Origin of the sequence: Pseudomonas sp. JAI120, from assembly GCF_014207255.1 — a bacterium.
GTDB lineage: Bacteria > Pseudomonadota > Gammaproteobacteria > Pseudomonadales > Pseudomonadaceae > Aquipseudomonas.
In genome coordinates this window covers 1,338,396-1,357,451 of sequence record NZ_JACHCZ010000001.1, presented here as the reverse complement: position 1 = coordinate 1,357,451, position 19,056 = coordinate 1,338,396, and the positions used below count along the sequence as shown (strand labels likewise).

Annotated in this window: 16 protein-coding genes and 3 pseudogenes; 13 read left to right on the top strand and 6 right to left on the bottom strand. The window is 59.8% G+C overall.

Translation table 11 applies throughout. The annotated features are described in order from the left end of the window. Nucleotides 1–54: 54 nt before the first annotated feature. The 6 genes and pseudogenes from HDC32_RS06225 to HDC32_RS06200 form a co-directional block, all read left to right on the top strand. Nucleotides 55–269 (top strand): annotated as a pseudogene (locus tag HDC32_RS06225) (ABC transporter ATP-binding protein); the annotation flags it as partial. Beyond that, nucleotides 266–515, top strand: a pseudogene (locus HDC32_RS06220) (ABC transporter permease); the annotation flags it as partial. The pseudogenes HDC32_RS06225 and HDC32_RS06220, both read left to right, overlap by 4 nt. A 134-nt stretch (nucleotides 516–649) precedes the next feature. After that, nucleotides 650–1,609, top strand: a complete 960-nt coding sequence (locus tag HDC32_RS06215; protein ID WP_184742988.1) for a cysteine synthase family protein — start codon at nucleotides 650–652, stop codon at nucleotides 1,607–1,609. Beyond that, a complete protein-coding gene (locus HDC32_RS06210; protein ID WP_167655754.1) occupies nucleotides 1,596–2,162 on the top strand; it encodes a phosphoribosyltransferase family protein in 567 nt (188 codons plus the stop codon). The genes HDC32_RS06215 and HDC32_RS06210 overlap by 14 nt, the downstream gene beginning before the upstream one ends. A 58-nt stretch (nucleotides 2,163–2,220) precedes the next feature. Further along, complete coding sequence (locus HDC32_RS06205; RefSeq protein WP_311771961.1) at nucleotides 2,221–3,102, top strand: DMT family transporter; 882 nt, start codon at nucleotides 2,221–2,223, stop codon at nucleotides 3,100–3,102. Next, complete coding sequence (locus HDC32_RS06200; RefSeq protein ID WP_184742982.1) at nucleotides 3,099–4,352, top strand: ATP-grasp domain-containing protein; 1,254 nt, start codon at nucleotides 3,099–3,101, stop codon at nucleotides 4,350–4,352. The genes HDC32_RS06205 and HDC32_RS06200 overlap by 4 nt, the downstream gene beginning before the upstream one ends. A gap of 3 nt (nucleotides 4,353–4,355) precedes the next feature. Here the strand turns inward: HDC32_RS06200 and HDC32_RS06195 are convergent, their stop codons facing one another. Next, entirely contained in the window at nucleotides 4,356–5,408 is a 1,053-nt protein-coding gene (locus tag HDC32_RS06195) for an L-idonate 5-dehydrogenase (protein WP_184742980.1), read from the bottom strand. Between the two features lie 14 nt (nucleotides 5,409–5,422). Beyond that, entirely contained in the window at nucleotides 5,423–6,196 is a 774-nt protein-coding gene (locus tag HDC32_RS06190) for a glucose 1-dehydrogenase (protein ID WP_145336225.1), read from the bottom strand. Between the two features lie 135 nt (nucleotides 6,197–6,331). Between HDC32_RS06190 and HDC32_RS06185 the strand changes: the two genes are divergently transcribed. After that, nucleotides 6,332–7,204: a LysR family transcriptional regulator gene (locus HDC32_RS06185; protein ID WP_184744113.1), complete on the top strand. Its 873-nt coding sequence runs from the start codon at nucleotides 6,332–6,334 to the stop codon at nucleotides 7,202–7,204. Between the two features lie 89 nt (nucleotides 7,205–7,293). Continuing rightward, nucleotides 7,294–8,226 (top strand): pyridoxamine 5'-phosphate oxidase family protein, encoded by a 933-nt coding sequence (locus tag HDC32_RS06180; protein ID WP_184742978.1) that lies wholly within the window; start codon nucleotides 7,294–7,296, stop codon nucleotides 8,224–8,226. A gap of 352 nt (nucleotides 8,227–8,578) precedes the next feature. On the opposite strand, the gene HDC32_RS06175 is transcribed toward HDC32_RS06180, so the two are convergent. Beyond that, the gene (locus tag HDC32_RS06175) at nucleotides 8,579–8,854 is read right to left on the bottom strand and encodes a DUF6124 family protein (RefSeq protein WP_184742975.1); all 276 of its coding nucleotides are present in this window, start codon (nucleotides 8,852–8,854) and stop codon (nucleotides 8,579–8,581) included. Between the two features lie 372 nt (nucleotides 8,855–9,226). On the opposite strand from HDC32_RS06175, the gene HDC32_RS06170 reads away from it, so the two are divergent. Next, entirely contained in the window at nucleotides 9,227–9,631 is a 405-nt protein-coding gene (locus HDC32_RS06170) for a RidA family protein (RefSeq protein ID WP_131698213.1), read from the top strand. A 105-nt stretch (nucleotides 9,632–9,736) separates the two neighbouring features. On the opposite strand, the gene HDC32_RS06165 is transcribed toward HDC32_RS06170, so the two are convergent. The 3 genes from HDC32_RS06165 to HDC32_RS06155 form a co-directional block, all read right to left on the bottom strand. Further along, complete coding sequence (locus HDC32_RS06165) at nucleotides 9,737–10,987, bottom strand: glycosyltransferase family 39 protein (RefSeq protein WP_184742972.1); 1,251 nt, start codon at nucleotides 10,985–10,987, stop codon at nucleotides 9,737–9,739. Next, nucleotides 10,987–12,642 (bottom strand): lipid IV(A) 4-amino-4-deoxy-L-arabinosyltransferase, encoded by a 1,656-nt coding sequence (gene arnT, locus HDC32_RS06160; protein ID WP_145336217.1) that lies wholly within the window; start codon nucleotides 12,640–12,642, stop codon nucleotides 10,987–10,989. Before arnT ends, HDC32_RS06165 begins: the two co-directional genes overlap by 1 nt. A 188-nt stretch (nucleotides 12,643–12,830) precedes the next feature. Continuing rightward, entirely contained in the window at nucleotides 12,831–13,505 is a 675-nt protein-coding gene (locus HDC32_RS06155) for a histidine phosphatase family protein (protein ID WP_131698282.1), read from the bottom strand. Between the two features lie 274 nt (nucleotides 13,506–13,779). Between HDC32_RS06155 and HDC32_RS06150 the strand changes: the two genes are divergently transcribed. The 4 genes and pseudogenes from HDC32_RS06150 to HDC32_RS06135 all read left to right on the top strand — a co-directional run bounded on the left by HDC32_RS06150 (nucleotide 13,780) and on the right by HDC32_RS06135 (nucleotide 18,917). Next, nucleotides 13,780–14,439 carry an ABC transporter ATP-binding protein gene (locus HDC32_RS06150; RefSeq protein ID WP_131698210.1) on the top strand — a complete coding sequence of 220 codons (660 nt, stop codon included), beginning with the start codon at nucleotides 13,780–13,782 and terminating at the stop codon, nucleotides 14,437–14,439. Then, nucleotides 14,436–16,898: an FtsX-like permease family protein gene (locus HDC32_RS06145; RefSeq protein WP_184742970.1), complete on the top strand. Its 2,463-nt coding sequence runs from the start codon at nucleotides 14,436–14,438 to the stop codon at nucleotides 16,896–16,898. Before HDC32_RS06150 ends, HDC32_RS06145 begins: the two co-directional genes overlap by 4 nt. Next, complete coding sequence (locus HDC32_RS06140) at nucleotides 16,882–17,994, top strand: lipocalin-like domain-containing protein (RefSeq protein WP_371920972.1); 1,113 nt, start codon at nucleotides 16,882–16,884, stop codon at nucleotides 17,992–17,994. Before HDC32_RS06145 ends, HDC32_RS06140 begins: the two co-directional genes overlap by 17 nt. Nucleotides 17,995–18,131: 137 nt before the next feature. Beyond that, a pseudogene (locus tag HDC32_RS06135) lies at nucleotides 18,132–18,917 on the top strand (hypothetical protein). The last annotated feature ends 139 nt before the right edge of the window (nucleotides 18,918–19,056 follow it).

Below are 19,056 nucleotides of genomic sequence, written 5' to 3'. Positions count from 1 at the left end.
TTTTAAGAGGAACACCGCGTCCATGCGCGCACTGATCGAGACCCACGCCCTCACAAGGCAGCCGATTTTTTGACGAAGAACGCGTTGGACCTGTCGGGTGGCGAGGCCTAGGTGGTCTCGCTGATCCGCACCCTGCAACTCAACCCCGAGGTGCTGCTGGACGAACCCACCACCGCCCTCGACCCCACGACCTCGACCAGGCCCGGCGCATGAGCGACATCCACTGGCAGATGAGTGCCGGGGTGTTGAGCGAGGCGGCCCAGCCGTGAACTATCAGAACCTCACCGCCCTGGACATGGGCATCGCCGCTTCGCTGATCCTGGTCAACGGTGCGCACCGCGGTGCAACTGTTGGTCATCGGTTACCTGCTGGGATGGGTGTTCGAGTTCGCCTACTGGTATGTGGTACTGCCGTTGATGTGCGCAATGACCCTGATCGCCGGGCTGTCGGCGGCGGGGCGTGGGCGTCGCACGTACCGTGGGCAAAGGGTCGACAGCATCCTAGTTCTTGCAGGGATTGTTTGCAGGAAAATCCTACACTCAGGTCGCTACTTCGAACTTGAAACTACCTATCCGTTCGGCTAGCTATTTGTCTGTGAAGTAATCTGTTAGCGTTCAAGTATTCTATGTCGAGGATAGGGGGCTTCAGAATGGAGCTCGCAGATATTGGTGGTACGCCACTTATAGAGTTGAAAACACTCTCGATAAATGGCAACAAGGTTTTTTCTAAGTGTGAGTTTTTGAATCCCTCAGGAAGTCACAAGGACAGGACTTATCTAAATATTGTTAGCCGATTGGAAGAGGCCGGCGTCATTTGGCCGGGCATGACCTTGATAGATTGTTCTACCGGGAATGGTGGAGCAGCACTTGCGTGGATCGGAAGGCTAAAAGGCTATAAGGTTAAAATCTTTATGCCAGAAGGTATGACTGAGGAACGGAAAGCTCAAATACGCTCTTATGGGGCTGAAATAGTTGAAACGCCAAGAGAAGGTTTTTTATCAGAAGCCGTACTCCGAGCCAAACGTTATCAAGCGGAGAACTCGGCGAGAGAAAGTTATTTTCTGGATCAGTCCAGCAATTTATTGAACAGGCAAAGTTGGAAGGTCTGTGGTGAAGAAATAGTACGGGACCTGAAGGTGCATGGCGTAGTACCTGATTTTTTTGTTTGCTCGATAGGCACGGGTGGAACGTTTTCTGGTATTGCTGAGGTCTTGAAGCGAGAGTACAGCGAAATTAGAACCGTAGGGCTTGAAGTCAATTATTCTGCTCCATTGTTTGCAGAAAGGCATCACTTGGCTTTTGAACATCGCCCTCATAATTTAATGGGGCTCGGTGCCGGAGTCTTGTCAGCTAATACAATCTCTGAACTCGTTGATGAGGTCCGAGTGATTGAAGGCTCAGACGCATGGGCTCGAATGAGGCTCTTTATTGACGAAGAAAAAATCCCAATTGGCCCGACCTGTGGTGCGAACTTGCTGGTCTGCGATGAGTTTGCACGAACATTCCACAAAAAAAATATAGTCACCTTGTTTTTTGATAGTTCATGGAAGTACGCAAGTCGCTGGGATGGTGTTTATCCAGAATACAGTGAGGTGAATGATGTTACTTGAAGAGGTTTATAGGAATGCCAGAGTTGTGAACTCTGGTGCAGCATTGACTACCGTAAACGAGTTTACTGATCAAATTCCGGCATTAAGGCCGGAGGTATTAATGGAGGTGGCTCAAAAAATCGTTAGGCTCATGGATTTTAATGTTTCAAAAATTGTAACTGAAGAAGATAAAGGTGCTGCGCTTGCTACGACGGTCTCTTTGCTTACAGGTATTCCTATGGCAATGGCGAGATGGTATTCCTACAGTCTGGGGGGTATCAATGAGCAGGTGGTTAATGTGCAGTCAGAATATTTTCAAGGAAGTATGTATCTTAATGGCGTTAATGCTGGTGATCGCGTAACTCTTATTGATGATACGTTGAGTACTGGTGGTGCAGTGATTGCGCTGGTCAATGCAGTGAAAGGTGCTGGTGGCGAATTAGTGGACGTTATTTGTGCCGTTGAAAAGGTGGGGAATAATGGCGCTGAAAAGGTTAAAAAACAAACAGGTATTGATGTGAAAACCATTATGAAAATAGTGGTTAGAGACGAAGGTGTGAACGTGATTTCATAGGTCGGTATTTTTTTTTCGGTTGATAGATATGCTTAGGGTGGGCGTAATAATTGGCTTGGTGTTTTGCTTGCTCAGTGCAGCATTCGATGTGTATGTCGCTTATGTCACGCAATCGATCAATACACTGATCGTTGTTTTTTATTGTTTTGTAACGTCGGCAGTGTTTTTTATCGTGTGCGCACTGTATCGCGATGCAGGTTCTTTGGTTTCAAAGTTTAGATCCTGTTGGCCGTTTGTCTTTATCGTCAATATTGCAGTTCTACTCAACTGGGGAGGCCTGTTTTACGCGTTGCGTTATTTAGAGCCAGCAGTGGTCGGAGTCGCCTCAGTAGCCTGCGGCCCTGCCTTCACGTTGATTATCTCGCTGCTGACTAAACGCGGTGCTAAGGCTGCCTTCGCAGATACGCTGGTTTCATGTCTGGTGCTCACGTCGGTAGGGATCATGTTGTTCAATTCATTTGCCGGTGACAGCGGTGTGGTCGCTACTACCGTGGAGGAGCGACTGTTGGGTATTGGCAGCGTCATGGTTTGCGCGTTGGGTACCGTCATTTACACGGTTTTCTCCAAGGAGATGTTCGCTCGCCATTGGTCTGTCCATGAAATACTGGCTGTCAGGAGCGTGGCGATGATTGGTGTCTGCGTCATCGCAATTCCTGCTTCCGAGGTGAGTTTTTCGCTCGACCGCGAATTGATTCTGCCGATGGTGGTTCTGGTTGTGATCGGGCATTTGTTGCCGATTTACCTGATTCAGAAAACCATCTACTACCTCACACCCATCCATGTCTCCCTGGTTTTGCTGACACTTCCTGTCTTTGTACTGTTACTCCAATATCTGGATACCAGAGTGGAGTTTTCCATGACCAGTGTGGTGGCGGTCAGCGTCATTGTGTTGTTGCTTTCGGGTCGGGCGATGTATGCAATCAGGAAGGAGGCAACATGATTAGAGTGGTCGTGGTTGATGGTTTCTCTTCGGGAAAATTTGTGGCGAAGCGGTTGAGTGAAAAGGGTTGTGTGCTCATGCATGTGGCGTCAACGGGAGCCTTGGAGAGTTACTACTACAAGGGCTTCGATCCTTCGATTTATGAGCAGATGACTGTCAATAGCAATATGACGACTACCTTGGCGGGCGTCGAATGCTTCAAGCCTGACTTCATCATCGCCGGTGCCGAAACCGGTGTGCTCCTGGCTGACCTATTAAATGAAGGACTGCAACTGCCCTATCGTAATGACTTCGACAGGACCAATGCCCGCCGAAACAAGTACGACATGATTCAATGTGTTTCCCAGGCTCAGTTGCCCGCACCCCGACAGTTCGTTGCAGGCAGTTGGGCGTTAGCCGACGGCTGGATCAAAGACCATGGGCACTTTCCTGTCGTGGTAAAACCCCTCGACAGCGCAGGCGCCGATGGTGTGTTCATCTGCGCGGATAGGCAGGCCTGCGAGACTGCGGTGGGCAAGCTGTTGGGAGCAACGAATAAGTTGAACCTACCTAATACGCAGGTGCTGATTCAGGAGTACCTGGCGGGGACGGAATATGTGGTGAATATGGTTTCACTCAATGGTCAACAGCTTGTTACCGAGGTCGTGAGGTACCAAAAACAGCGCACAAAAGAGGGCGGCGTACTCTATGACATCGATGAGTTGATCGGACCTGACTCATCGGTTTACCCGGTGCTGGTGGATTACACTCGGGCAGTGGTGCGGTGTCTGGGTATTCGCAACGGCCCCAGTCATGCAGAAGTCATGTTCACCGCAGAGGGGCCGAAACTGGTAGAAGTTGCTGCACGAACCGACGGTATTCTGCGTCCCGGTGTATCCAGGCAAACCACCGGTCTGGGGCAGATTGAAGCTGTGGCTTTATCCATCGCCGAGCCGGAGTTTTTTGCACAATTGCTGGCAAGGGAGGCCGACTATCCACTGTTGCAACATACCTATAATGTCTGCCTGATCAACCGTTCAAATGGCTGTTTCGATAAGGATCTATTTTTGAAAGAGCTGCTCAAACTTGAGTCGTTCTTCGATGCAGTTTTCTACGTCGACAATGGACAACAAATGGGTGCGACGCAGGACGTGTTCAGTCAGCCGGGGACGGTGTATCTGGTTCATGTCGATCCTAAGGTGATCGCCGCAGATTACCTTAGGATTCGCGCACTTGAGGTCGAGGGGGGGTATCTGACCGAAAGCGGGTAGGCCTTACTCCACGTCCGCTACGCCAAAATCCAGCACCACCTTCATCGCCTGAGTCTTGTCCGCCGCCAGTTCAAACGCCTGCACCGCCTGCTCGAACGGCACCGTGTGGGAGATCACCGGGCGCACGTCGATGATCTGGCGATTGAGCAAGTCCACCGCCTGGGCAAATTCGCTGTGGAAGCGGAAGGTGCCGCGCAGGTCGATCTCGCGGCTGACCAGCAGGTTCAGCGGCAGCGACACCTCACCGCCCAAGCCGACGGTGACCAGCACGCCGCGCGGGGCGATGCAGTCCAGGCCGTTACGCAGGGCCTGGGCACTGCCGGAGACTTCGAACATCACCTCGAAGTAACCCTTCTCGGCGGTGTAGCGTTTGAGCGCATCGATGCCGTCGGCGATGTTATGGGTGCGCGTGGCGCCCATTTTTTCCGCGCAGGCCAGGGCGCTGGCGGACAGGTCCACCGCGACGATTTCAGCGGCACCGGCGGCGCGCAGGCTGCCGATCAGCAGGTTGCCGATGGGGCCGCAACCGGTCACCAGCACGCGCTTGCCAAACACTGCGCCGGCCCGTTGGATCGCATGCAACCCCACCGACAACGGCTCGGCCAGTGCACCTTCGGCGAGGCTGACGTGATCGGCCAGCACATGGGCCTGATGCGTCTCGATCACCAGGCGCTGGCGAAACGCGCCCTGGATATGCGGGAAGGGCATCGCGCTGCCGTAGAAGCGCATGTCCAGGCAATGGTTGGGCAGGCCTTGATGGCAATAACGGCAAGCGCCGCATGGACGCGACGGCGATACGGCAATGCGCTGGCCGACCTTGAACCGGCCGGCGTCCGCGCCCACGGCGTCGATCACTGCCGACACTTCATGGCCGAGCACCATCGGCTCGCGCAGGCGCACCGTGCCGAAGCCGCCGTGCTGGTAGTAGTGCAAGTCCGAGCCGCAGATACCGCCGCGGGCGATGCGCACGCGCAGTTGCTCGGGGCCCAGGGTGTGGGGTTCGTCCTGGGGGCTGACCCGCAGGTCTTTTGAGGCGTGGCAGACAATGGCGTGCATAAGGTTCTCCAGGGTTACAGCGACGCGGTGATGCCACCGTCGACATAGAGGATATGACCGTTGACGAAACTCGCGGCATCGCTGGCCAGGAACACCGCCGCACCGGCCAATTCGGCGACGTCGCCCCAGCGGCGGCTCGGCGTACGTTGCACCAGCCAGTCGCTGAACTCGGGGTTGGCCACCAGGTTGGCGTTCAACTCGGTCTTGAAGTAGCCGGGGCCGATACCGTTGACTGTCAACCCGTGCGGGCCCCAGTCGATGGCCATGCCCTTGGTGAGCATCTTCAACGCGCCTTTGCTCGCCGCATACGGCGCGATGCCGGGGCGGCCCAATTCGCTTTGCACCGAACAAATATTGATGATGCGCCCCCGCTTGCGCGGGATCATCGCGCGCGCCACAGCCTGGCCCACGAGGAAGGCGCTGTCGAGGTTGGTGCTGATCAGTTCGCGCCAATGCTGCTCGCTGTAGTCCTCCAACGGCCCACGGCGCTGCATGCCGGCGTTGTTCACCAGGATGTCCAAGGGCCCGAGGCGTTCCTCGATAGCGGCCACGCCGACTTGGATCGCCGCGCTGTCGGTCACATCGAACGCTTGGGTATGCACCTCCAGGCCTTCAAGGGTCAGCAGCGCGGCGGCGTCGCGCAACGTGCTGCGGTTACGCCCGTTGAGCACCACCCGCGCACCGGCCTGGGCCAGGCCTCGGGCGATGGCCAGGCCGATACCGGCACTGGAGCCGGTGACCAGCGCCAGCCGGCCATCGAGGCGAAAGGTGTCTAGAACGCTTGGCATGGGCATATTTCTCCGGGCGTGCTTGTGATAATCAAAACGTTGGCTGATGGGCTTAACTTCACGCCGGTATAGGGCGCAGGTCCAATGTTCATTTATGATCGGCTGATCAATATCCGTGATAACCGGGGAGGCTGGATGGAACTCAAGCACTTGCGCGCCTTTGTGGTACTGGCCCAGGAGCTGCATTTCGGCCGGGCGGCGGCGCAGTTGTCGATTGTGCAACCGGCGCTGAGCATGCAGATCAAGCTGCTCGAAAGTGGCCTGGGCGTACGCCTGCTGGACCGCAATCGCCACTCGGTGACCTTGACCGATGCCGGTCGGGTGTTCCTGCCCGAAGCCCAGGCGACCCTGCATCAGGCCGCGCGGGCGGCGGATGCAGCACGAGCCTCCAACCGGGGGGAAATCGGCCGGGTGCGCCTGGGCTTTGTGTCGTCGGTATTGCCCCAACTGTTGCCCGAGTTGATCCGCACGGTGCATCAGCGCTACCCGCGGATCGAGCTGGGGCTCAAGGACATGCCCGGCCCTGATCAAGCCGCCGCGTTGAAAAATGGCCGCCTGGATTTCGGCTTGATGCGCCTGCCCGCCGCCTACCCTGGGGTGCAGACCCGCGTGGTGTTGCGCGAGCCGTTCTGCGTGGCCTTGCCGATGGATCATCCGTTGGCCACGCAGGATTCGATCCAGCCCGGTGACCTGCTCGACGTGCCGGTGTACATCCTCGCGCGGCGGTATGCGCCGGGGTTCTACGACGAATTTATCCAGGCCGTGGGCATCCCCCTGCAGATCGCGTCCGAACTGGGCGAGTTCACCACCATGCTCGCGCTGGTCTGCGCCGGGTTGGGCGTCGGTGTATTGCCACAGCAGGCCGCGCGGGCGTTACCAGCCCATTGCGTTTCGCGGCCGCTGGTGTTGGGAGCGTTCCAGGCCAGCACGGGATTGGCCTGGACCGAGTTGGACAGCGCAGTGAAGACCACGCTGTTTACGCTGATCGTCGAATTGTTTGGCGAGTGATTGTTTCACCCGCTGAAATGCTGGATTGTAAAACCTGGTAATTCCAGTGATCGGCGCCGCATCAGGGCATTCAACTTGAGGTGATCACCATGAACCCCGTCGAACAATCCCCCTGGCATGCCGGCGAACGGCAGTTACAAGCAGCGGTCGGCGTGGCCGAGCGCATGGCCGTGGTCGGGCCCAAGGTGATACGCGATCACCTGCCGGAGCAGCATCGAGATTTCTATCCCTTGTTGCCGTACCTGGTGCTCGGCGTGGTGGATGAACAGGGGATTCCCTGGGCGACCCTGATTGAAGGCGCGCCGGGGTTCGTCCACTCTCCCGATCCTTATACGTTGCAGATTGACAGCCTGCCGTCTGCCAGCGACCCGGCCCGCGCGGCCTTGCACAAGGGCGCCGCAGTGGGCCTGCTCGGCATCGACCTGAACACCCGTCGCCGCAACCGTATGAACGGCCGTGTCGGCGCGCTCGATCACGATGGCTTATCGGTCGATGTGGTGCAGAGCTACGGCAATTGCCCCAAATACATCCAACTGCGGCCGGTCGATGGGATCGCGCGTAAACCCGGCACGAAAGTTGAGCACATGGACGGCCTCGACGCCGCCGCCCAAGCGATGCTCCGCTACGCCGACACCTTCTTCGTCGCCAGCTACGTCGAGGTCAACGGTGAACGCTCGGTGGACGTTTCCCATCGCGGCGGCAACACCGGCTTTGTGCGCGTGCAGGGCAATGTGCTGACCATCCCGGATTTTGCCGGCAACCTGTTCTTCAACACCCTGGGCAACCTGGCGGCCAACCCGGTGGCGGGGTTGTTGTTTATCGACTTTGAATCGGGCGACGTGCTGCAGATCGCCGGGCGTACTTCGTTGATCCTCGACGGACCTGAAGTCGCCCGCTTCGAAGGCGCGCAGCGGCTATGGACGGTGACCGTGGACCACGTGGTCCGCCGCCCGGCGGCGTTGGCGTTACGGTGGCAGTTCGAGGCGTTTTCGCCGTTCAGCCTGGCGATGGGAGGTTGGTAGCGTCAGCGTATTTATCCTGCTCGACGTAGCGCTGTCGCGCAGCAAACGGGGACCTCTGTGGCGAGCGGGCTTGTCCCGCGTTGGGCTGCGAAGCGGCCCTGATGAAGACGAATGCGGTGTGTCAGGTACGCCTCTGCGCCTGGTTTTGGGGCTGCTGCGCAGCCCAGCGCGGGACAAGCCCGCTCGCCACAGGAATGCGGTCGCCTGAAATTGTGTATGCAAGACTCACGACGTCAGGGTGAAATTTTAACCCTTTTAAATCAGTAAGTTATTTGAAGTTAAGAGCTGTCGAGCTTTAGCTCGACAACTCCCACTGGGGCTCTGCTGTGCTGCTTGAGTTTGCGCTGTGTGATCAGGCCGCCGGGCATTCCCGGTTAAGGGCTTCATCCACCAATAACGGCGCAATCTCGATCATCTGCACCACTGCCAGCACCTGCCTGCGGTTGTGACTGTCAAGACGTTCGGCGCAGTCGTACGCGCAGACCGTGGCCGATTCAAGCATCTCGCTGGCGTTACTCAAGGCGGCTTCCGTACTCAGGCCGGGACGGACGGTGAAGATGACATCGGGGGGTATTTGCGGGTTGTCATCCGAGGTGTATGGCGGGGGATTGGGTGTGACTTTTTTCATGGCGAAGCTCCTATGAATGAGCACCTCCATTTCGCTACCACACGAAGTCAGGAGGCGACTGTACACGGGGTGGTAGACCGGTCATAGAAACCCGGCAGGCCGAAGCCTCCCATGCACAGCCGCCACAAAGCAGCCCGCACAAAAAAACGCCCTTGAGCGTTTTGGGGTCTATGAAAGAACTGGGCTACCACACCCATTCGCTGAATTTGCAGCGACCCGCGAAGGTTAGCGGCGAGGTGGATCAGACGCAACCCGAAAGTTGCGTAAGAGCGGTCCGATGGACCTGCTCATCTTCATCACCCAAAGCCCTCTCCTGGAGACGTAAGACTTTTAACGTTAGCCTTGCACTCCTACCGACAACAAGGACGCGTCATGCAACCCAAGGTCATCAATCCCAAGAGCGTATTCAACTCCTTGCAATACGGCTTCAGCCAAGCCATCGAAGTGCCTGATGGCCGGCGTATTCTGCTTTCCGGCCAGGTAGGTGTGGACGCCCAGGAGCGTACCGTGGGTCCAGGCATGGCCGAGCAAACCGCTACGGCGTTGGACAATATCGAAAAGATCCTGGCCGAGGTCGAGGGTGACTTGTCCCATGTGGTGATGCTGCGGCTGTATATCGTCGAATCCGCGCGTGATCAGCAGGAACTCATAGCCCGGGCGCTCCGTGAGCGCTTCCCCCATAACCCGCCGCCGTCGTCCTGGATTATTGTCAGTGGGCTTTCGTTGCCGGAGTGGTTGATCGAAATAGAGGCGGAGGCGGTGGTTCCACCGAAATAAGGCCACAAAAAGCCTGTTCACCCCAAAACCTGTTTTCCATGATCAAGCGGCTCACTGTCCCCACGCCCCGCCCAGCGCGGTACAAGCACACCTGATACGCAGCTATCAGCGTGACGCAGGGATAAACGCGACACTGCCCTCGTCACGCTTGTGAAACAGCCGCTCGCCATTGTCCGGCCGGGTCGTGATCACCTGATGATCCGCACCCAAATACGCCAGCGGCGTCGGATCGTCCTTGGAGAACTGCGCGACGATGATCGTACGTTGCGGGTCAAAGCCTTGGCCGCTGGTTTTTTCCAGCCAGGCCATGAAGGCGGCTGTGTCACCCTGGCGGGGAAAGTCCTGGGTCTCGGCGATGTAGTAGAACGGCTTGCCGCCATTTTGCAGGTACATCGGGACCTTGTTGTCGACTTCCACCAGCACCATCTGCCATTGGTTCCAGGGCGCGCTTTTCACGGCCTCGGCTTGCACATCTTCGGCGAAGCGGGTCACGCCGCCGTTGCCGTTAGACCAGGGATAGGCCACGCCGAGTATCAACAGCATGAGTGCGGCAGCGATCCCCAGACCCTTCTGCCAGCGCGGCCAGATGGCGGGCTTTTTCAACACGCGCTCGCTCAGCCACCACGCCGCCAGCAATTGGGCAAAGGGCACCAGCGGCAGCACGTAGTAGCTGCGCCGGCTGCCGCTGGCGGTGAAGAACACAAACAGCAGGCCCAGGCCCCACACCAGCCAGCGCGCGTTCGGCGCGGTGTGGCGCCAGTGGCGCACGGCCAGCCACAGGCCGAGCAACCAGCACGGAGTCCAGGGCAGCGTGTAGGCGGGCAGGTAGATCAGGTAGGTGTAGATCGGCCCCATATGGTCGAACGGGTCGAAGAAACGCACCACGTTTTCCCGGAACACCAACGCCAGGCCGCTCGCGCCATAGGTCGGTGCGCCGTAGACGTGCGACAGCACGAACGGCACCGCATACACTGCGGCGGCGATCAGCACGGCCAGCACCAGGCGCAGATTGAGGTGGCGCTTGTAGCGTTGCTCGCCGAGCAGGTACACCAGCCACACACTCAACCACGCGCCGATCACCGACGGCAGGCGCAACGACCAGGGACCAAGGCCCCCCATCAGGTGGGCCGCGCCGGTGATCAGCCAGTAGGAGGGCAGGGGTTTGTCGTAATACGGCAGGCCCTTGAGGTACGGGTCGAAATAGTCACCGCTCTGCAGCATCTGCAAGGCGATATTCGCCCAGCGGGTTTCCGGGCCCCACAGGTCACGCGCGCCCAGGCCGGTGAGCAGCAGCAGGGCCGAGACGCCCAGCAACAGCAGCAGGGCGCCGCGTTCGGTCTTGAAATAACCCGGCATCATGGCGCCTGCGGGTAGAGGATAAGTTCCAGGTAGCCCTTGTGATAGCGTTTGCCTCCGGGCGGCAATTGCCCGGCCTCGCGCATTTCACTGGTGCTGTTGACCCGCAGCAGCACGCCGACCGAGCCGTGCTGGCGTGCTTCTTTGAGCCAGCCCTGAACCTGTTCCAACCCCACTTTGCGTTTTACGGCACCAGCGTACTGCAAGCCGTAACGCAACTCGCCTTCGGTGTCATACAGCACCACGTCGGCGCGTTGCAGGCGCCAGGCCAATGCGCTGGCGCTCTCCAGTTCATTGCTCAGCAGTGCGTGGGTGTGCTGCAACTCATCCAGATGCTCCAGCACAAATTGGTCGGGCATTTCGTTATCCGCGATCTGCGCCGGCATGCTCGCCGGCAGCAGGATCACCAGCAGGCCGATGCCCAGGGCCGGCATCGCCCACAACGTCAGCGGACGCAAGGCCTGCAGCAGGTTGGCAAGGATCCAGCCCAGCAGCACGATAAACGCCAGCGACAGGCTGAACATCTCGGCATGGCTGTTGCTGTACAGCGGCCTGGCGATTTGCAGGTAGATCAGGCCGACCATGGCGGCCATGCCGATCACGAAGTTGAACAGGCCATTGAGGCACAGGGCTTGGGTTTTGCCTTGGCTGACCAGGTCGCTCAAGGTATGCCCCATCAGCAACGCCAGGGGCAGCAGGCACGGCATGATGTAGGTCGGCAGCTTGCCGTTGCTCAGGCTGAACAAGCCCAGGGGCAACAGCAGCCAAAGGGCCAGGAAGGCGATCGCCGGGTGGCGCTTTTCTTTCCAGGCCTGGTGCAGGGTGTTGGGCAGCAGCCCGGCCCACGGCAGGCAAGCCACCGCCATGATCGGCAGGAAGAACCACCAGGGCCGCACGTGTTGCGCGTTATCGGCACTGAAGCGGCGGATGTGTTCATTCCAGAAAAAGAAGCGCCAGAAATCCGGTTCCTGAGTGTGGACCGCCAGCACCCAGGGCAAACACACCAGCACGGCCACGCCGATTGCCAACGGGCCATACCGCAGCAGCTCGCCCAGGCGCCGTTGCCAGAGCATATAAGGCACGGCAATCAGTACCGGCAGCGCCCACGCCAGGAAACCCTTGGTCATGAACCCCATGGCACAGGCGAATCCCAGCACGGCCCAGGCGCCCAGACGGCTGCGCAGGAGGCTGCTGTCGAGGGCAAACCACAGCGCCACCAGGCTCAGGTTGACCCACAAGGTGAATTGCGGATCGAGGTTGGAGTACCCCGCTTGCCCGGCCACCAGGCCAAAGCTCAGGTAGAGCAGGGCGCAGGCGAAACTCTTGCGTGGGTCGTTCCACAGGCGGCGGGCGATCAGGTACGCAAGCAGCACGCTCAACCCAGTGGTCAGGGCCGAGGCGATGCGTACACCGAACAGGTTCTGGCCAAACACGGCCTGGCCCAGGGCGATCAGCCAGTAACCGGCAGCGGGTTTTTCGAAATAACGGATGCCCATGAAGTGCGGCGCCACCCAGTTGCCGCTCAGGAGCATCTCCTGGCTGATCTGGGCGTAGCGGGTTTCATCCGGTATCCACAAACCGTGCAGGCCCAGGGGCAATAGATAAAACGCGACGAAGGCCAGTAATAACACCGGCAGGGGTTTCAGGCGGGTCATGAAAACGTCGCTCCCTGACGCCTGATGGTAGTTTTTTCAACTAATGAAGTAATGGCGAAAGTCGTCACAGCGTTCACTAAGTAACAGGAAATAGTCATAACGACCTTAATTAAAGGGCGCAACTAAACATGCCAGAACAGGGCTGTCTTTTTGCTGAACATAGGCCGTAGGGGCGGGAAGGGAATGACTTAGATTTGTTTAAGTGCGGCTGGCCAATCCTGGTTTTTCATGATGCCCAGGGCCTTGAACTTGCCGTTGGCCAGCACCTGTACGAACAGCGCGCTGCCGTACTCGGAAAACTTGGCGTGGGGGAAGCCCAGGGCGGTTTCGAAGTCGGCAATGCAACCGCTGTGGGTGACGAAGACGAGGTTGCGCCCGGGTGCTTTGTGGCTGAGTAATTCTTCGCCCATGGCCGTGCCGCACACGGCCTGCTGGCCGGAGGTCAGCTCGTTTTTGCCGAACATGAAACGTAAGGTCTGGGCGGTGCGAATGGCTGGACTTGCGAGCACGTCGCTGCCATCCATACCCAGTGTTTTAAAGGCTTTCCCAAGTTTTTCAGCGTGTTGGCTGCCATTGATCGTCAAGCCTTCCACCGGCCCCAGGCATGGATTGGACGAGCGATCGCAACGCTCTTCATGGCGTACCAGCACGATCAGGTCGCCATCGCGCCAGAGCGGCAGCACCTGGGAACTCAACAAGCGATTGCCCACGCCCAGGTCTTGTGGTGATGAAGGCCAGAACAGGCTGCCGGTAATGAGCAAGGCGACCACCACGATCCCCAGCCAGAGGGTTTGCCAACGCTTCAGAAAGGCCCGGCGTGAGCGTGGTTTGGTCAGGGTAAGGTCAACCACTTCATTCACCATGGTCACTGTCGGCAATATTGTATTCATGAGGCGCAACTTGTCGGCGAGTGCCCGAAGTGAAGCGGGAGGCTGTCACAGGGCGGCTGTCTTTTCGCTGAACATGCTGCAGTTAAAAGTTGCCAGGCGTGGTAACTAACAAGTTGCCGACGAATGACGTTTGGCCGGTAATTTAAAGGGCGGTGGGTGGGCAACCGGTGAAATCAATGTGAAAAATTTGCGTGACGTGAATCCTTAGCCGTTATTCTCGATTGCCAGCCATCAGACGAGTGTTGCCATGTTGCAGGTGCAAGGTGTCTTTAAAAGCTACGCCACTCCCCAAGGCCCGCTGCCGGTGTTGGCGGGGGTCGATTTGCATCTGAGCGAGCGCAGCAGCCTGGCCTTGATGGGCGAGTCCGGCAGCGGCAAGAGCACCTTGCTGCACCTGGTGGCCGGGCTCGATCGGGTGGACGGCGGCACTATCCAGGTGGGCGAGCAGCGCCTCGACCAGCTCAGCGAGGCGCAACTGGCCCACTGGCGGCGTACCGAGATCGGCCTGGTGTTCCAGCAGTTCAACCTGATCGGTAGCTTGCGTGTCGACGACAACCTGGCATTCCAGGCCCGCCTGGCGGGGCGTTTTGATCCGCAGTGGCAGGCGCAATTGGTCGAGCGCCTGGGCCTGGGGGACTTGCTCAAGCGCTATCCGGAACAACTCTCGGGCGGCCAGCAGCAACGGGTGGCGGTCGGACGGGCGTTGGCTTCGCGCCCGGGTTTGCTGTTGGCCGACGAGCCCACCGGCAACCTCGACGAAGCCACCAGCGACGAGGTGCTGCAACTGCTGCTGGACCTGCTGCGCGACAGTCCCACCAGCCTGTTGATGGTCACTCACAGCCCACGCATCGCCGCCCGCCTGGACCGGCAAGTGGTGCTGCATCATGGAAAGGTCCTGCCGACGTGAGCGTGTTTTACTGGACCATGCGCGCCTTGCTCAGCCATTGGCGACGCCATCCGGTGCAGTTTTTCAGCGTACTTACCGGCCTGTGGCTGGCCACCGCGCTGCTGACCGGGGTGCAGGCCCTCAACAGCCAGGCCCGTGACAGTTACGCGCGCGCCAGCCAATTGATCGGCGGCGAACCCCAGGCCAGCCTCAGTGCGCCGGACGCCGCCAGTTTCCCGCAAACGCTGTTTGCCCAACTGCGCCGCGCCGGGTGGCCGGTGTCGCCGGTGGTGCAGGGGCGGCTGCAACTCAAAGGGCATGAGGATGTGCGCCTGCAGTTGATGGGCATTGAGCCGCTGTCGTTGCCCGGCAGCGGCGCGGTGGCGGGGCAGCGCTTGAGCCAGGCGCAGATGCTGGCCTTCTTTGAACCGCCGGGGCGTACCTGGATTGCGCCGCACACCTTGCAGGCCCTGGGGCTGCGCGCAGGCCAGCAACCGCTCACACTGAATGGGCAGCGCCTGCCACCGTTGCAGGTCCAGGCGGATATGGCGCCCGGCCTGTTGCTCACCGATATCGGTTTTGCCCAGCCGCTGCTGGAGATGCCCGGCCAGCTCTCGCGCCTGCTGGTGGACAAGGCCTTCGCCGCTCGCCATCCCACACCGCCCGCCGGGCTGCAACTCAAGCAGGGCGAGGAGAATAACCTCGCGCGGTTGACCGAGAGCTTTCACCTGAACCTTGATGCGTTGGGCTTCCTGTCGTTTGTGGTGGGGCTGTTCATTGTGCACGCGGCCATCGGCCTGGCCCTGGAGCAGCGGCGGGGGTTGTTGCGCACGTTGCGCGCCTGTGGGGTGAGTGCGCGGATGTTGATCCTCGGCCTGGGGGTGGAGTTGGGGGCGTTGTCGCTGCTGGGGGGCGTGCTCGGCGTCGCCAGCGGTTACCTGCTGGCCAGCCTGTTGCTGCCGGATGTGGCCGCCAGCCTGCGCGGCCTGTATGGCGCCGAGGTACCGGGCCAATTGAGCTTGAACCCAGGGTGGTGGGCAGCGGGGCTGGGCTTGAGTTTGCTCGGTGCCTTGCTTGCCGGCGCCAGCAGCCTGTGGCGCGCGGCACGTTTGCCGTTGCTGGCGCTGGCCAATGCCCAGGCCTGGCACGAGGCCCATGGGCGCTGGTTGCGGCGCCAGGGCTGGGTCGCGGCTACGGCCTTACTGATCGCGTTGTTGGCGTTATGGTTGGGCGATAGCCTGGCGGCGGGCTTTGTGTTGATGGCGGGGTTGTTGCTCGGCGCCGCCCTGGGGTTGCCGGTCGTGCTCAATGGGCTGTTGAAGGTCGTATTGGGGCGCAGCCGTTCGGTACTCGGCCAGTGGTTCCTGGCTGACTGCCGTCAACAACTGCCGGCCCTGAGCCTCGCATTGATGGCGCTGCTGTTGGCCCTGGCCGCGAATATCGGCGCGGGCTCCATGACCTCGGGCTTTCGCCACACTTTCAATAACTGGCTGGAGCAACGCCTTACCGCCGAGCTGTACCTCAACCCGCAAAACCCGGCCCAGGCAGAACACCTCGGTGCCTGGCTGGCGCAGCAACCGTTGGTACAAACCGTGTTGCCCACCTGGCAGGTCGCGGTGCAATTGCAGGGCTGGCCGGCGGATCTGTTTGGCGTGGTCGACGACCCGACCTACCGTCAGCATTGGCCGCTGCTGGAAGCGGCGAGCGCGCCGTGGGACCAGTTGCAGCAAGGCGAGACCCTGATGCTCAGCGAGCAACTGGCGCGGCGGCTGGGGGTGACGCTGGGTGATACGGTGAGCATTCCCACGCCGCAGGGTGTGTGGTCGCCGACCGTGGTGGGGGTGTACGCCGATTACGGCAATCCCAAGGGCCACGTGCTGGTCAATTCCCGCCACCTGCTGGCTCACTGGCCGACACTGACGCCGGCGCGTTTCAACCTGCGGGTATTGCCGGAAAACGTGGCGCCGCTGGTGGGTGAAGTGCAGCGCGCCTTTGCCCTGGAAGACAGCCGTATCGTCGATCAACAGCAACTCAAGGGTTGGTCGAGCCAGGTGTTCGAACGCACCTTCGCCGCCACCGCCGCGCTCAACAGCCTGACCTTGGGCGTGGCCGGTGTGGCGCTGTTCATCAGCCTGCTGACCCAGAGCCAGAGCCGCCTCGGCCAACTCGCTCCGCTGTGGGCATTGGGGGTGACGCGCAGGCAATTGATGCTGCTGAACCTGGGGCAAACCTGGTTGCTGGCGGTGCTTACGCTGGTGTTGGCATTGCCCTTGGGCCTGTTGCTGGCGTGGTGCCTGGATGCGGTGATCAACGTGCAGGCCTTTGGCTGGCGCCTGCCGTTGCAAGTGTTCCCGTGGCAGCTCGCTCAATTGCTGGGGCTGGCGCTGCTGGCCACGCTGCTGGCATCGGCCTGGCCGCTGTGGCAGCTGTACCGCAGTCGTCCGGTGGATTTGTTGAGGACGTTTGCCCATGAAGATTAAGTCCCTGTTCCTGGCTGTACTCTCTGTAGGAGCGAGCAAGCTCGCTCCTACAGGGCTTCTTCTGTTGCTGTTAGGCGCGTGCGACCAACAACCTGCGCCGCCGGAAAGCTTCGCCGGCCTGGGCAGTGACGCGGCCGACTTTGCCCAGGTGCTGCCCGGCAAGGTCTTCAGCTTTCCCGAGGACCACGGCCCCCACGATGGCTTTCGTATCGAGTGGTGGTACGTCACCGCCAACCTCAAGGACGCCCAAGGCAATGTGTTCGGTGTGCAATGGACGCTGTTTCGCAACGCCCTCAAGGCCGAGCCGACGCAAGCCGGCTGGCACGACTCGACCGTATGGCTTGGCCACGCCGCCGTCACCTCCGCCACCCATCACTATGCCGCCGAACGCTTCGCCCGCGGCGGCGTCGGCCAGGCCGGGGCGCAGGCAGTGCCGTTCAACGCCTGGATCGACGACTGGAATTTCGCCAGCCAGCCCGGCGCCGCGAGCGCGTTGGCGGACATGCAGCTCAAGGCCAGCGGTGCGCAATTTGCCTACGACCTGCGCCTGACCTCCAGCCGCCCGCTGGTGCTGCAGGGCGACAACGGCTACAGCCGCAAATCCGACCAGGGCCAGGCGTCGTACTACTACAGCCAACCCTTTTTTACCGCCGATGGCAGCGTCAGCATCGACGGCAAGACGTATCAGGTCAGCGGCCCGGCGTGGCTCGACCGCGAATGGAGCAGCCAACCGTTGACCGCCAGTCAGACCGGTTGGGACTGGTTCTCCCTGCACCTGGACCGTGGCGAGCAGTTGATGCTGTTTCGTGTGCGGCAAACCGACGGCGCGTCCTACCTGACCGGCACTTGGATCGACCGCGAAGGCCACACCCAGACCCTGCACAACGCCGATATCCAACTGGCACCGCTGGACACAACAGCCATCGACGGACGCCAGATTCCCACACGCTGGTCGCTGAAGATTCCCAGCAAGCAGCTGGATATCACCACCCAGGCCGTCAACCCCAACGCCTGGATGAACCTGAGTATTCCGTATTGGGAAGGACCGGTGCGGTTTGAGGGTGGGGTGGGTTACCTGGAGATGACCGGTTATTAGGGTTGTTTCTGTAGGCCCAGTTTCTTCGTGAAGTAGGCAGCTTCCCAAATGCAATTCAGCCCACCTGCGCTTGTGTTCGGGGCGTAGGTGCTTGCTTATATTTCGACGCCATCTTCATTGCATCCCGGATGTAAGGCATGGCGCAGAGCTATATCAACGACCGCGCAACGGACTACAACAGCTTGAAATCCCGCCTGATGGGCGCTGCCCCGAGCCGACAACGTTCTGACCATTTTGATGTGCTGAACCGGCACCTGCGCCCCGGCCTGGTCGCGGCATCTGAATGAGGTGGCGCAGACCCTGGAGGACATCGAGCGGTTGCATCAGCGCTTGAAGGACGGTGCTTTGGACCGGGATGGTTTTATCCAACAGCGCCAGGCCCTGTTCCGGCGCCTGGATCTGCAACTGCAAGGCGCTGCACGGTTCGGCACGGGGTTGCAGGGCAGTGAGTCGTTGAAGAAGGTGCTGGGGATTTCGACCAACAGCTATCTGCATAAAGGCGAGATCGCGGGTATGCAAAGCGCATGCGCGAGATTGCGCAGATGTCCAAGTGGTTGGGAAACGGGACTTTCATGGGGATCGCGCTGGATGTGGGCGTGACCGGGCTGGAGATCAAGGAGGCGTGTGTGACGGGGCGGGAGGCGCAGTGCAGGAGGGCGAAGTATGTGGAGACGAGGAGGTTGGTGGGGGGAGTGGCTGGGGCGGCTGGAGCTGCGAGTTTTGGCGCTAAGCTGGGTCGGCGCGCATGCAACATTTTTTTAGGCATTGCGGCTAAAGGGCGTGGTGAACTGATCTGTAGCGTTATCGGAAGTGCTGCGGGTGGGTATGCGGGAGGCAATTTATTCGGCGATGGCGGAGCGTTTCTGGGGGGACAGATCCTGGAGGTCAATGGCGATTTGATATTCCAGCCAGAGGGGGCTTAGCCATGAGTTTTTTTCTTGCTTACACCATTGTGTGGTTTGTCGGGATGTTGGTTGTCGTGGGACTGATACTTTTTGCCGAATATACGAAGCTCGACCAGCTGGAGAGCTACTTCAGTGAAAACGCAGAGGTTCGAGGGGG